Here is a 12,996-nt window from a genome sequence, read left to right on the forward strand (position 1 = left end):
TGCCCGTGCGGCGCGTAAGCCGGGGATAAGCGGTTTCCCTCATGTCGGTTTTATCGCCGCGCGCGTCTCCTGCTGGCATGAAACGCATCCTCCTGGCGGCGATCCTGGTGCTGGCCGCCTGCTCGTCCACCACCGGCCCCTCGGTCGCCACGGCGGGCGGCGGCGCCGGCGTGTCGGCGTCCCCATCGGTCGACAAGGCCGAGGCCAACCGGCGCTTCGCCAAGTGCATGCGCGAGCACGGCGTCGAGGTGCCCGACCCCGGACCCGACGGCGAGCTGCAGATGAGCGGCGACATCGACCGCGGCAAGGCCGCCGAGGCGATGTCCGCCTGCCAGCAGCTGCTGCCCAACGGCGGTACCCTGAGCAACCTCTCCCCGGAGCAGCTCGAACAGGCCCGCGCGTTCGCCAAGTGCATGCGCGAGCACGGCATCGACATGCCGGACCCCGACCCCGCCAGCGGCGTCGCCGACATGCTCGGCAACGGCGCCATCGACATCAACAGCGCCAAGTTCCGCGACGCGGCGAACGCGTGCAAGAGCGTGGTGGGCCGATGAGGCGCACGTTGCTGTTCGCCCTGCCCGTCCTGCTGCTGGCCGGCGCCGGCGGGTGGCTGCTCCTGGACCGCGACCCCGCCCCCGTCGCCAGTACCGCCCCGCCGGCCAGCACGAAGATCACCCGCGGCACGCTCACGGAGACCGAGGACGTCGACGGGACCCTCGACTTCGGCGCCGCGACCACCGTCGTCGGCCGGTTGCCCGGCATGATCACCGGGCTGCCCGGCGAGGGGCGCACGGTCGAGCGCGGCCAGCCGCTCTATCACGTCGACGGGTTGCCGGTGCTGCTCATGTACGCCGCAGCGCCGCTGTTCCGCGCGCTGCGCGCGGGCGACTCCGGCGCCGACGTGGCCGCGTTCGAAAGCAACCTTGCGGCACTCGGATACACGGGGTTCACCGTCGACGACTCGTACACGTCCGCGACGGCGTCGGCGGTGCGGGACTGGCAGGAGAAGCTCGGCCTGCCCGAGACCGGCGTCGTCGAGCTCGGCCGGGTCGTCATGGCACCCGCCGCGATCCGGGTCGGCGCGGTCAAGGGCCGCCTCGGCGACAACTCCACCGGCCCCGTCCTGGACTGGACCGGCCCGACCCGGCAGGTCACCGTCAAGCTCGACGTCACCCGGCAGGACCTCGCCACCGTCGGCGACCAGGCGACCGTGAAGCTGCCCGACGGCGCCACCGTGCCCGGCACCATCGCCGCGATCGGCGCGGTCGCGACCGTCCAGCCGGGCCCGCCGTCGATCGTCACCGTCGACGTGACCGTGACGCTGGCGCCTGACGTGCAGCCGAAGCTCGGCGCGTACTCCTCGGCGCCGGTGGACGTCACCCTCGTCGCCGACCGCCGCGACAACGTGCTCATCGTGCCCGTGGCGGCGCTCGTCGCCCTCGCCGAAGGCGGATACGGACTGCAGCTGCTCGACGGGGGTACCGTGCGGACGGTCGCCGTCACGACCGGCCTCTTTGCCGCGGGCCGGGTCGAGGTCTCCGGGCCCGACGTCCGCGAGGGACTCACGGTCGGGACCGCCGCATGATCGAACTGCGGGACGTGCGGAAGTCGTACCCCGGCGGAGTGACGGCACTCGACGGAGTGTCGCTGTCGGTCGCGCCCGGCGAGATGCTCGCGATCGCCGGCCCCTCCGGCTCCGGCAAGTCGACGATGCTCAACCTCATCGGCACGCTCGACCGCGCCACCGGCGGCACCGTCGAGATCGCCGGCGTCGACGTGGGCACGCTCGACGACGACCGGCTCTCCCGCCTGCGCGCCGAGACGATCGGGTTCGTCTTCCAGCAGTTCCACCTCGCGCCCGGGGTGAGCGCGCTGGACAACGTCGCCGACGGCCTGCTCTACGCGGGCGTGCCGCTGGCCTCGCGGCGCCGCCGGGCCGTCGCCGCCCTCGAACGGGTCGGACTCGGCCACCGGGTCACGCACCGGCCGCACCAGCTCTCCGGCGGCGAACGGCAACGCGTCGCCGTCGCCCGCGCCGTCGTCGGCGCGCCCGCACTCCTGCTCGCCGACGAACCGACCGGCAACCTCGACACGGCCGCCGGCGCCGCGGTCCTTTCGCTGCTGCGGGACCTGCACGCGGACGGCACCACCGTGGTCGTCATCACGCACGACCGGGACATTGCCGCGGCCCTGCCCCGCCGCATCCAGATGCGGGACGGGAGAATCCTGTGAGACTGTCGTTCGCGGACGTCATCCGGGTCGGCGGCGCCGGCCTGCGCACCCGCCCGCTCCGGGTCGTCCTGTCGGCCCTCGGCATCGCGATCGGCATTGCCGCCATGATCTCCGTCGTGGGCATCTCCACGTCCAGCCGGGCGCAGCTCGACCGGCAACTGTCCGTGCTGGGCACCAACCTCCTGTCGGTCGGCCCCGGCAAGTCGTTCTTCGGCGACGCGTCGCATCTGCCCGCCACTGCACCCGCCATGGTGGCCCGGATCGGCCCGGTGACCTCGGTGTCCTCGACCGGGCGGATCGCATCGGCCCGGGTGTACCGCACGGACCGGATCCCGACGACGGAGACCGGTGGCATCGCGGTCCTCGCGGCGTCGCCGTCGCTGCTGTCCACTGTGGGCGGCACCGTTGCCACGGGCTCGTGGCTGGGCACCGGGTCGGCGCCGGCCGTGGTGCTCGGCTCGCGCGCCGCCGCCTTGCTGGGCGTCGCGCCCGGCCTGCTGGTGTGGCTCGGCGGGCACTGGTTCACCGTCACCGGGATCCTGGCGCCGGCGCCCCTGGCCCCCGAGCTCGACTCGGCGGCCCTCATCACCTGGTCCGTGGCGACGGACGTGCTCGACTTCGACGGCTACCCGACCACCATCTACACCCGCGCCCGTGAAGACGCCGTCACCGCGGTCGCGGGGGTCCTCGCCGCCACCGCCAACCCGTCGGCCCCGAACGAGGTGCAGGTCTCCCGGCCCTCCGACGCGCTGGCCGCCCGGGCCGCCTTCGACGAGGCATTCACCGGCCTGCTGCTCGGCCTGGGCGCGGTGGCGCTCCTCGTCGGCGGCGTCGGCGTCGCCAACACCATGGTCATCTCCGTGCTGGAGCGGCGGGCCGAGATCGGCCTGCGCCGGGCCCTCGGCGCCCGCCGCGCGCAGATCCGCCTGCAGTTCCTGACCGAGTCGCTGCTGCTGTCGCTCCTGGGCGGCGTCGCCGGCGCCTTGCTGGGATTCCTGGTGACGGTTGTCTACTCCGCGCTGCGCTCATGGCCCGCCGTGGTGCCGTTGTGGGCGCTCGGCGGCGGGCTGCTCGCGACGCTGCTGATCGGCGGGCTGGCCGGGCTGTACCCCGCTGTCAGGGCCGCCCGGCTCTCCCCGACCGTGGCGCTCAGCTCGTGATTGCCTTCAGGGCGATCTCCACCATCTGGCTGAACGTCTGCTCCCGCTCCTCGGCGGACATCCGCTCGCCGGTCTTGAGGTGGTCGCTGACCGTCAGCAGCGTCAAGGCCTTCGCCTTGTAGCGGGCGGCGATCGTGTACAGCGCCGCCGACTCCATCTCCACGGCTAGGACGCCGTAGTCGGCGAGCCGGTCATACAGGTCGGGCCGATCCGTGTAGAACGCGTCAGCGGCCAGGATCGGCCCGACCCGCATCTCCACACCCCGCGCCGCGGCCACGTCGACCGCGGTGCGCAGCAACCCGAAGTCCGCCACCGGCGCGTAGTCGATCAGCCCGTCGAACCTGGCCCGGTTCATGTTCGAATCGGTGCTCGACCCGATCGCCGCCACCACGTCCCGCAACTTGAGCGACTCGACCAGCGCCCCGCAACTCCCCACCCGGATGAGCGACTTCACCCCGTAGTCGTTGATCAGCTCATGCGCATAGATGCTGGCCGACGGCATCCCCATCCCCGACCCCTGAACGCTGACCCTGGTCCCCTCGAACGTCCCCGTGAACCCGAACATGTTCCGCACCGTCGAGTAGCAGCGGGCATCCTCCAGGAACGTCTCAGCGATCCACTTGGCCCGCAGCGGGTCTCCCGGCATGAGGACAAGTTCAGCGATGTCGCCCGGCTCAGCGCCGATGTGCGTGCTCATACCCACGATCCTGCCAAACGGCGATCCCCCGCGCGGACGCGGCCGGGCATCCGGTAGCCTTCTCGGCGGTGGCGTGTCCGAGTGGCCTAAGGAGCACGCCTCGAAAGCGTGTGAAGGTGCAAGCCTTCCCGGGGTTCGAATCCCCGCGCCACCGCAGTAAGGCCAGGTTAAACGCCCGGTCGTCCCCTCGGACGAGCCGGGCGTTCGCCGTTTCAAGATCGCTAGTCTCAGTTGTCGTCTCAATTGCCCCGAACGTCCACCGCCGGACCGAACGGCCGGCGCGCAGCGCAGCCGTGCTGCTCATCGATGGACACGGACTCAAGACTCCGAGTTATGGTCATAGCGTGACGCTGATCCTTTCCCTGCTAACGCGGCAGTTTGTCATTCAAGTTTCCGATCGACGCTTAACCAAGCCCGATGGAACTATCCACGATGACGAGGTCAACAAGACCGCCTTCTACTCACGGAACGCTTCTGTCGCCTTCACCGGTCTGGCGTTTTTGGGCCGCGACCCGACCGCCGATTGGATGTTGGAGTCACTCGCCCAAGGTTCCACTCTGATTCAGGCCCTCCGATTGCTCCAAACCGAGGCGACAAAGAAGTTCCGAAATCTTCAGCGTCCTCAGAGAGTGACTCCAGACGCCTGGAGGAGGATTCGTCGCGCCACATTCGTAACCGCCGGCTTTGCAGGTCTCCACAATCCGCAGCTTGCTGGCCTGAGGGGAACCATAGACGAACTCCATCCGTTCATGTCAGTTATCTCGAATGCAGAATGGCCGGACGGATCATGGGAGCCTGAGGCCGGGCTGGAGTTCAAACACTATTTTGGCTGGCTGCCTGATGGCGTTCACTTTCAAGTCCGCGAGTCCGGACTTGGCTTGTCGAAGGGAGAAAGGAGGAGGTTGGACCGCGAGCTTTCGAGATGCCTACCCCGGGTAGGTTCGCCAGAGCCGGCGGCACGGATACTGGCTCGTGCCGTGCGCGAGGCGGCCGACCGCCACAGCGGCATTGGAAAGTCCGTGGTAAGCATGCTGATCACACGTAACTCACCCTTCTTCGTCGGCGAAACGCTCCACGAAGGCAATGCCATCCCTGTCCGCGGTCACCGGCAAACGGAAGAAGCGATGTTCCGCACGATGCCCGATGCGGCCCCGATGCGATTCGTATATTCCCCCACTGACATGGATACTTTTATGCACTACTCTCCGAACACGGTCATGCCTGGCCTTGCGATCAAGAGCGCCGAACTACGGAAGCACGACGATGACATAACTGTTGACATGCGCATGCGGGCGCGGAGATTTGACATCAGGGCCTAATGGAGGCACCCCAGATTGCACGCCCAACCCGCTGGGCGACATCTTGGCGTACTTGTTGGGTTATGTGTTGATATCTGATTGCCATGGACGAGTTCGACCAACCCATGATCCCCATAACGGCTCGTTCGGCAACGCCTAGGACGAGAAGAACCGTTGCAGCGGTATGCCGCGCATCATGCAAGCGCCCATCCCTAAGCCCGGCCAACTTCAGTAGCCGCTTCCACTCCGCGTAATCTGTTCGAGGATTCACTGGGTCGCCTGTCGGAGCGGTAAACAGCCAGCCGCCCTCTCGCCAGAGTTGCGCCGCATGCTCCCGTTCGGCGGCCTGTTCGTCTTGATTTTCGCGCAGCAATTCAACCAGTTCATCGGGCAGGCCGATGCTGCGTCGGCCGGCACGTGACTTCGTCTCCGTGGTGTCGGAGCGCAGCGGCCTTCGCGCCGGGCAGTGTCCGCCGAACTTCTTGCCACAGTCATCCGCGCATCCGTGCTCCCACCGTGGACGTAGCCGGCCGCGTCGAACGGTGAGCGTGCCCTCGTCGAGGTTCACATCGGACCACTTGAGGCCGAGCGCCTCGCTCTGCCGCAACCCGAGCGCCAGCGCTATAGCCCACCGCGCGCTGTTGCGCCGCTCGACGGCCCGGGCGAGGAGCTTGCGCACCTCCTCGACCGAGTAGGGCTCGATCTCTTCGTCGTTGAGCCGGGGTGACTTCGCCAGCGAGGCAGGGTTCTTCGTGATGTGTCCGCGCCGCATCGCCTCGTTGAGCGCCGTGCGGAGTGTCCTGTGGACCTGGTGAGCCGTCGCCGGCTTGCTGCCCCTCCGTTGCATCGCGGCGTACAGCTTCTCCAGGTGCTCCGGCTCCAACCGGTCGAGCCGGTGGGCGCCAAGGCCGGGGATAAGGTGCCGGTTGACCGCGACCCTGTAGCCGGCGATCGTGTTCTCCCGGACGTTCGGCGCGGCGATGTTCTCGACCCAGTGCGTGAGCCACTTCTCGACCGTCCACCGCTGGCCGGTCTTGCGGACGTCCCGCTGTCGCGCTCGCGCTCAAGCCTGCGAACCTTGGCGATGACGTCCTTCTCGGTCTTCGCCTGTACGTGTCGACGATCAGGCATGCCGTTATCCCGCAGGCCGACTGTTACGCGGCCGTGCCAGTAGCCGTCGTCGCCCTTGTAGATGCTTGATGCGCCGTTGGGCCGTAGACGACTGAGCGTCAGCCATTCTACGGCTGACGCCAGCCATCTACCCAGGTCCCTGACCCGCTGGGCAAGCTGACCACGCACCTGAAGAGCACGCACCGCGATCGCACACGCTCAACGGGCAGCCAAGGAGCACGTCGACTGGCCTCGACCGCTCCAACCCGTGCGGCGCCGGCCGCACGACCACTCAGGCCGGCGCCGCACCAACTCCAGCAGCGGGAGGAACCCATGCTCGACCAAGACTGGCAACCACACACGTCCCGATGGCACTGGCGACTCTGGCGACCAGGCCGCCACTGCAACGCATGTCGCCAAGACTGGCCGTGCACCACAGAGCGACTCAAGCGCGCCGTTGTCCGCAACTTTCGATCCGGACGCCTCGCATGACCACTACGACACCCGCAGCGACGACCGTCCTTCCCGACCTCGACCTCCGCCCAGCTGCACGCCACGATCGAGGAACACGCCGACCCATCCCGCAAGGGCGCGATCGAAGATCTCCACCTCGTCATCGGTGATGCCAAGAACACGATGACGCTCGGCCTCGGCGACGGCTCCAACCCCCGAGACGCCATCCGAGGCGCCCTGCGAATCGCCTCGCTCGCCGGCCACTACGCCGTCAAGCTGGCCACTTGCCTCGAATATCTCCAGGAAATCGAGCACCGGAAAACGTGGGGCGACCCCGCATGAGCAACATCGAGCACCCCATCTGGTGCGAGCCGACCCGATGCAGCATTGGAAGCGACCGTGTGCAAATTAAGGGCATGCATCGATCAGTTGTGCTCACCACTCAGTACGACCGCCACTCTGGCAATGAAGTGCGAGTGCACCTGTGGTTCCTACTACGGCCCCGATGTCTACGTTCAGCTTGAAATTCCCGGCAGTCTGCATGAAGGCGTGGAACTAACACCCGATCAGGGTCAAGAGTTGGGAGCCAGCCTCATTCGCCTACTTTCACTTGCTGAAGCGCCTGATCCCGTAATGCCGTCCTCCTGACAAATGTGGTTCGGCTTATGTGAGGAAGGGGCGCCACATGCTGCCCTCCTGCTCGGCAGCATCGATTTTAGATGTTAGTCCATCGATCAGACCTACGGTACCCTCGAATAGCAATGCGATGTCCCGACCATCGATCATGAATATGTTGTTCCGGCTCCCACGGGCAACCCTTACCAACTGGTCGAGCACGCCTTGGTCGAAGCCTGCCATGGCAACGAACATCCCTCGCGTGCTGTCCATCTTTCCATCTACTTTCGCCTTAAAGTCTGCGAGTTCACCAAAATCCGGCGGGGCGGCTCGCCATTTCGCCTCCACCAGATAGGTGAATCCGCGGAAGTGAAAGCTGCCGTCGACTTGCTCTTTCGCATGCACGGAATTGTTCACCTGATATGAAGGCCGATACTCAAGATCGTGCAGACGGAACAGATCGGCAAGGAGGCGCTCTAATTCGTAACCTCGACTTTGTCGGTCGCCCCTCGTCGGCGCTGTCATGCCACTCAGATCGAGGAAGCGTTTGCGGAGTGAGCCCAGCTTTTCCTGTCGCGCGGCCACGGCGGCGACTCGGCGGAGGTCGGCCGCTCGGCGTGCCTCCGCGGCAGCGGCGGCCGGACTTACGAGGATTTGTGCAGCAGTCGCCTCTCGGCGCAGGTCGGCGAGCGCTTTGACTCCGGCAGCTTGGTCGGGAGCGTCCTTGTGCGGCCTGCCCAGACGGCACAGATCCTCCACGATCTTGTGCTGCACGGCGTATCCGGGTTCTCCTCGGGATGCAAGATCGCTCAGAACATATCGGGCGATCTTCGCTTTGCTGTTGTCCGGATTGTTGTACCTGGCGTACAGCTCGGGAGGGACCCCAGCGCCCTCGAACGCCGCTTGAAGATCATCCCGGAAGTGGATCGCGTCGCGGCACACAGCAATCACGGCTTGTTGCACGTTGAGTGGGAGGCGGTCCGATGATGCCACGTTCCAACGTTAGTGGGTCATTGTTCGGGACGGTACGGACATCCGCCCAATGTAGTGACGGTTACCTGTCTGTCGTACTGTCGTCGCGCGATACCAGCGCCAGGTGGGGACGCTTCTTGACCAAGAGGACGAGGCCGCCGAGCGGTGCTCGGCGGCCTCGTATGGATCAAACTCGCCTACGCGAGCCGGATCAGCCGCCAGGTGGCGGCCTTGCCGGCGTACGGAGGCATGATGTTGCCCTTGGCGATCGGGGCAGTGGTTGACGGCGTGCCAACCACCTCCCAAACGCCGCTCTCAGGGCAGTGTTCGCCCGTGCGAGCTGTTGTTCCAAGCGCGGTTGTCATCTTCGATCCTTCCGCGCACGACACCGACGGATCTCTACCACATGCATATACGCATGCGGCATGTCCTGCTACCGTGGCGTTCTCACCGCAAATGAGGAAGGCCCCGGTTCGGCGTCCAGACCTGCGTCTCGGACCATCCGAGTCGGGGCCTGCTTGCGCTAATCGGTTGGCACTCTACCGCACCGAGTGCCAGCGATCTCTAGGGAAACTACACCGCTGTCAGCCGGGAAGGGCTACTCCCAGACTTCAGGACATCGGCGAAGATGGATCCCAATTTTTGGACACATGTTCGAGCCGGCAACAAATCTCGTCCATCGATCAATTTGTTGAGCCGCACGTCCGCTACAGGCAGGTTCAGTGCGGTCGGACCCCATCTGGGCGGCATGACCCATTGAGAAGCAAGAATGCTACCCGTTGGTAGCTTGCTAAACTGGAACCAATCGCTTTTCGACCGCCACTGTAGAGGGATCTTCGCGCCTTGGTAGTCGAGCCGAAGATTCTGCGGCGAATCGGACAGGCGGCGCATGGTTTTCGCTTGGGGTCTGCTGGCTGCCTTGCGCAGCAAGGGTGGCCGACGCGATCTGGAGCGGCCGGCCAGATGTGTGAGGTGCAAGTCTTGCCGACGATCCGACGATCCGACGATCACCGTCGCTGCCAAAGCCGATCCGCGCCTTCCGGCCGGGAGTAGGGCGTCCTCGACTCGGCCGCGCTCTAAACGTCGCGGTGAATGCCTATCGGACGGTCGAGGCGTGGCTCAGTCAACGTCTCGCCGATTTGGCGTAAGCAGCCGATCCGGTGGCTGCAACGGCGGAAGGCGCGGCCTTCCTGAGCAACTCACAGGTCGGGTGCCACATCGACCGTCGAGCTGTCGGGTCCCAAAATAGCGTCGCCCGCGCGCGTCAGTGTCGTCCATGCTGTCGTGATGCGCCTACGACGTGGAATCACTGCCCTGCAAACTATCGGAGTCTTGAAGGATCTTGCGAACAAGGCCGCCAACGGGCGCTCATCTATGCGGAGCATGCTGCTCACAAACTATATCCAGTGGGTTCATGAAGCCGAGCGCCAGTTCAGGTCGCTGTTCGCGGATGACGAGATGGTCACGCGACTTCATTCGCCGCGGCATTGGCACATCAGGGCGCACGGACACGCTGAGGATCTCGCAGTTGGCCCATCGGCGTTCTACGACGAGTTTGAGGAGCAGCAGCGTCTGCTACTGGAGGCGGCCGACGCGCTCTCCGCCTTTCGCGTACTGGCCGAACGCGAGGGCGAAATCCTTGTTCTCGACACCAATACGCTGATGCATTACCAGCGCTTCGATCAGGTCAAGTGGCGCGAGGAGTTCGGCGTGAAAGCAGTCAGGTTGCTGCTGCCCCTGGTGGTGCTCGACGAGGTAGATGCGAAGACGTACGCGTCAAGTCCGCAGCTCGCGCGCAGAGCTGAGAGCGTCCTGCGTGCACTTGACAGCCTCATCGAGGCAGCCACGCTTGGCGCTGCGAGTATTCGTCCCGGCGTCACGCTAGAGGTTCTGACTGATCCTGACGGGCATCGGCGCACCACAGACAAGGACGATGAGATCCTGCGACGTGCTGAGTTCGTCGAGCAGGTCGTCGAACGCCGGGTGACAGTGGTGTCGGCAGACCGGGGGATGAGAGTTCGTGGCATCGGCCGAGGACTGCGTGTGCGGCCGTTGCCTGAGGCGTTGAGGGTTCCGCTGTCACTTCAGGAGGAGGTCGGACCGCCAGCTTCATGAGCAGGCCGGTCGTCTCAGTTGTCGTCTCATTCATCGCTGTTCGCCGGTGTCCCTGCCCGTCCGCTCCGGGCAATGTACACAGCTCACGGACGCTGCGAACCATCCCTGGACGCGGGCGGGCAGACCTCGAAAGCGTGTGAAGGTGCAAGCCTTCCCGGGGTTCGAATCCCCGCGCCACCGCCCTCGGCCAGCACGAACGCCCGGCTCGTCCTTCTGGGACGACTCCGGGCGTTCGTCGTTCTGTATCAGTTCGGCCGGTCGGTAGAACCGATCGAGCGGCAGCCCGGCCTCCTTGTGAATGAGCCACCTCTCATCGGTGCGGAACAGCGGGGCGTGCTGCTGGCGGCAATGGCCGGAAGCGCGGCGTGTACCTCTGCGCGGGATCTCGAAGCCGCGTGAGGGGAGACGCTTCCTTCCTTGGCCCAGCACCACCGAGGCCGCCATCGCCATGTCCGTCGCGAGCCTGACTCGTTGATTCCTGGATATCCGAATTGACCGTTTCGGTCAGATTTGGCCTCAAGGGAAGGACGGTCCATGAGCATTCGACGCAGGCTCGTTGCGGCAGGGCTGGTGGGTATCAGCATTGTCGGCGTCGCGGGGATCGCCGCGCAGGCTTCGCAGCAACCACTGGAGGCCCACCGGCTGCCGCGAGTCGCCCCGTGCAAGGTCGTCAAGCACGGCACCACCGAGGCGATCGTCACGACGTCCAACGGGGAGGCGCCCAGTACCACCAATGCGCCCTCGACCGCGGTGGTCAAGGTCGCCAAGGAGGGCGTCGAGGCGACCCTGCCGGACAACAGTGCCAAGGCGCTCTACCTGGAGGAGCCGGCCAGGACCACCAAGGCGACCCGGATCGGCAGGTTGTCCTACCGCACGCTGCAGCTCAACCCCGGCAGCGTTGCCCTGTGGTCCTACCAGCTTCCGATCGACATCAACGGCGGCACGCTGCAGGCCGGCGACTTCACCACGCTCGTGTACGAGCCGTACCAGGACGGCCGGACCATCACGTCCGGCCAGTGGCAGACCTGGGATGCGCTGCGCGGTGGCGACGCGAAGTGGTGGAGCACCCGCGCCTTGCCGCTGGTGGCCAACGGTGCCACGCAGGCGTTCCCGACGGCGTGGTCGGCCATTCTCGCGGCCTATCCGGACGCGACGGTCCTGGCGTACGGCATGAACCTGGGCAAAGGCAGCGCCGGCGCCTCCGGACGGGTGGACGGCCTGACGTTCGGGACCGCCGACGCGTGTGTCACGCACCAGTGGTCGACGCGGTTCGACCGGAAGTCCCGGCACATCTCGATCTTCCAGCTGTGGCGGCGGTGGCTGCACCCGTAGCGTTTTTCGCGGGGGTACGAGTCCCGCCTCCATCGCCCGTGACCAGCATGAACGCCCGGCGTCGCCCTTCTTGGCAGGCGTCGGGCGTTCGTCGTTCACGGGGCATCCGCGGCGGCGTCCGGCACCTCCGGGGTCGGCCGTTCGGTCGCTCAGAGCAACCGGATGTGTCCGACGTGCTGCGGTGCGGCCATCCGTTGTACGTCAAGCTGCGATATGGCAGGTTGAAGCCTAGCGATATGTGACACACCTCATCCATACTGTTGAGGCGGATGGACGGCCAGAGTCTCAACCGCTCAAGTATCCGGTGGGGGCTGGATACGGATCGACAGCCGACTCTGACTGCGTGGTGATTCGCTCGCGGATGGGGACCCGTAGAAACACCTCGCAGCACGGACGACCGCGATGACTTGCCCGATATGGAGGGGGAGCAATGTCAGCGACGGTGTTCTACCGAAGTACCGACCTGATGATCACAGAGGAGATCTTCGCCCTGTGGTCACCGGAACCGAGGGTTTTCGTGCTGGACGAGGTGCAGGGGGTGCACGTCGTCCGTGGTTCGATTCACCCGGCTCGGATCGTTCTCATGGCGGTCGGAGTCCTGGCCGTGTTCGGAGTGCTCATCGCGTGGCCGGTGATCGACTCGGCGGGCGAGTATTTCTTCGCCCTCGCCGCGCTGGTCGCCCCGCCGATGGTCGGTTCGACGTCACGCGCCCTCACGCCCCGGACGTTGCACCTGGTGGGTCACCACCTGGGCGTGCAGGTCACGATGTTCAGTTCCTCGGACATGCTCATGTTCGGCCAGGTGAAGCGGGCCCTCATGCGAGCGTTCGAGGCTCGGTCACGCAGCATGGACCGGCGCGATCTGGCCGGTTACGACGAGGCGTTCCGGAAGCTCAACCAGGTCCTCTAGCGGCCTGAGGGGTTGTGGGGCGGGGGGCGGGAGGGATAAACCAGCGGAGCACCCAACCCCCATACAAAAGCGGATGGAAAAAGAGAAGAAGTAGAAAAAAAA

13 protein-coding genes and 1 tRNA gene are annotated in these 12,996 nt (G+C 66.0%); 9 read left to right on the forward strand and 5 right to left on the reverse strand.

Annotated features, from left to right (window positions below):
* Nucleotides 1-77: 77 nt before the first annotated feature.
* From AB0K00_RS45330 to AB0K00_RS45345, 4 genes are read left to right on the forward strand one after another with little or no spacing between them, the layout of a single operon-like run.
* Complete coding sequence (locus AB0K00_RS45330) at nt 78-554, forward strand: hypothetical protein (RefSeq protein WP_363535126.1); 477 nt, start codon at nt 78-80, stop codon at nt 552-554.
* A complete protein-coding gene (locus AB0K00_RS45335) occupies nt 551-1,585 on the forward strand; it encodes a peptidoglycan-binding protein (RefSeq protein ID WP_363535128.1) in 1,035 nt (344 codons plus the stop codon). The genes AB0K00_RS45330 and AB0K00_RS45335 overlap by 4 nt, the downstream gene beginning before the upstream one ends.
* Nucleotides 1,582-2,232 carry an ABC transporter ATP-binding protein gene (locus AB0K00_RS45340; protein WP_363535130.1) on the forward strand — a complete coding sequence of 217 codons (651 nt, stop codon included), beginning with the start codon at nt 1,582-1,584 and terminating at the stop codon, nt 2,230-2,232. The genes AB0K00_RS45335 and AB0K00_RS45340 overlap by 4 nt, the downstream gene beginning before the upstream one ends.
* Nucleotides 2,229-3,392 (forward strand): ABC transporter permease, encoded by a 1,164-nt coding sequence (locus AB0K00_RS45345; RefSeq protein ID WP_363535133.1) that lies wholly within the window; start codon nt 2,229-2,231, stop codon nt 3,390-3,392. The genes AB0K00_RS45340 and AB0K00_RS45345 overlap by 4 nt, the downstream gene beginning before the upstream one ends.
* On the opposite strand, the gene deoD is transcribed toward AB0K00_RS45345, so the two are convergent.
* Nucleotides 3,382-4,089: a purine-nucleoside phosphorylase gene (gene deoD / locus AB0K00_RS45350; protein WP_363535136.1), complete on the reverse strand. Its 708-nt coding sequence runs from the start codon at nt 4,087-4,089 to the stop codon at nt 3,382-3,384. The genes AB0K00_RS45345 and deoD overlap by 11 nt on opposite strands.
* Before the next feature lie 67 nt (nt 4,090-4,156).
* Here deoD and AB0K00_RS45355 point away from each other — a divergent pair.
* Nucleotides 4,157-4,243, forward strand: a tRNA-Ser gene (locus AB0K00_RS45355).
* A 190-nt stretch (nt 4,244-4,433) separates the two neighbouring features.
* Nucleotides 4,434-5,408, forward strand: coding sequence for a hypothetical protein (locus tag AB0K00_RS45360; RefSeq protein WP_363535139.1), 975 nt, complete (start codon nt 4,434-4,436; stop codon nt 5,406-5,408).
* Here the strand turns inward: AB0K00_RS45360 and AB0K00_RS45365 are convergent.
* The 4 genes from AB0K00_RS45365 to AB0K00_RS45380 all read right to left on the reverse strand — a co-directional run bounded on the left by AB0K00_RS45365 (nt 5,398) and on the right by AB0K00_RS45380 (nt 8,902).
* Complete coding sequence (locus AB0K00_RS45365) at nt 5,398-6,369, reverse strand: site-specific integrase (protein ID WP_363535166.1); 972 nt, start codon at nt 6,367-6,369, stop codon at nt 5,398-5,400. The two genes, AB0K00_RS45360 and AB0K00_RS45365, sit on opposite strands and share 11 nt — an antisense overlap.
* A 623-nt stretch (nt 6,370-6,992) precedes the next feature.
* Complete coding sequence (locus AB0K00_RS45370) at nt 6,993-7,265, reverse strand: hypothetical protein (protein ID WP_363535141.1); 273 nt, start codon at nt 7,263-7,265, stop codon at nt 6,993-6,995.
* A 348-nt stretch (nt 7,266-7,613) separates the two neighbouring features.
* Nucleotides 7,614-8,558 (reverse strand): hypothetical protein, encoded by a 945-nt coding sequence (locus tag AB0K00_RS45375; RefSeq protein ID WP_363535144.1) that lies wholly within the window; start codon nt 8,556-8,558, stop codon nt 7,614-7,616.
* A 176-nt stretch (nt 8,559-8,734) separates the two neighbouring features.
* Complete coding sequence (locus AB0K00_RS45380) at nt 8,735-8,902, reverse strand: hypothetical protein (RefSeq protein WP_363535147.1); 168 nt, start codon at nt 8,900-8,902, stop codon at nt 8,735-8,737.
* Between the two features lie 967 nt (nt 8,903-9,869).
* Here AB0K00_RS45380 and AB0K00_RS45385 point away from each other — a divergent pair.
* The 3 genes from AB0K00_RS45385 to AB0K00_RS45395 all read left to right on the forward strand — a co-directional run bounded on the left by AB0K00_RS45385 (nt 9,870) and on the right by AB0K00_RS45395 (nt 12,894).
* The gene (locus AB0K00_RS45385) at nt 9,870-10,652 is read left to right on the forward strand and encodes a PIN domain-containing protein (RefSeq protein ID WP_363535150.1); all 783 of its coding nucleotides are present in this window, start codon (nt 9,870-9,872) and stop codon (nt 10,650-10,652) included.
* A gap of 534 nt (nt 10,653-11,186) precedes the next feature.
* Nucleotides 11,187-11,984 carry a hypothetical protein gene (locus tag AB0K00_RS45390; RefSeq protein WP_363535153.1) on the forward strand — a complete coding sequence of 266 codons (798 nt, stop codon included), beginning with the start codon at nt 11,187-11,189 and terminating at the stop codon, nt 11,982-11,984.
* Between the two features lie 466 nt (nt 11,985-12,450).
* Nucleotides 12,451-12,894, forward strand: coding sequence for a DUF6232 family protein (locus AB0K00_RS45395; protein ID WP_363535169.1), 444 nt, complete (start codon nt 12,451-12,453; stop codon nt 12,892-12,894).
* Nucleotides 12,895-12,996 lie beyond the last annotated feature (102 nt).

Source organism: Dactylosporangium sp. NPDC049525, assembly GCF_040676755.1.
Taxonomy (GTDB): Bacteria; Actinomycetota; Actinomycetes; order Mycobacteriales; family Micromonosporaceae; genus Dactylosporangium.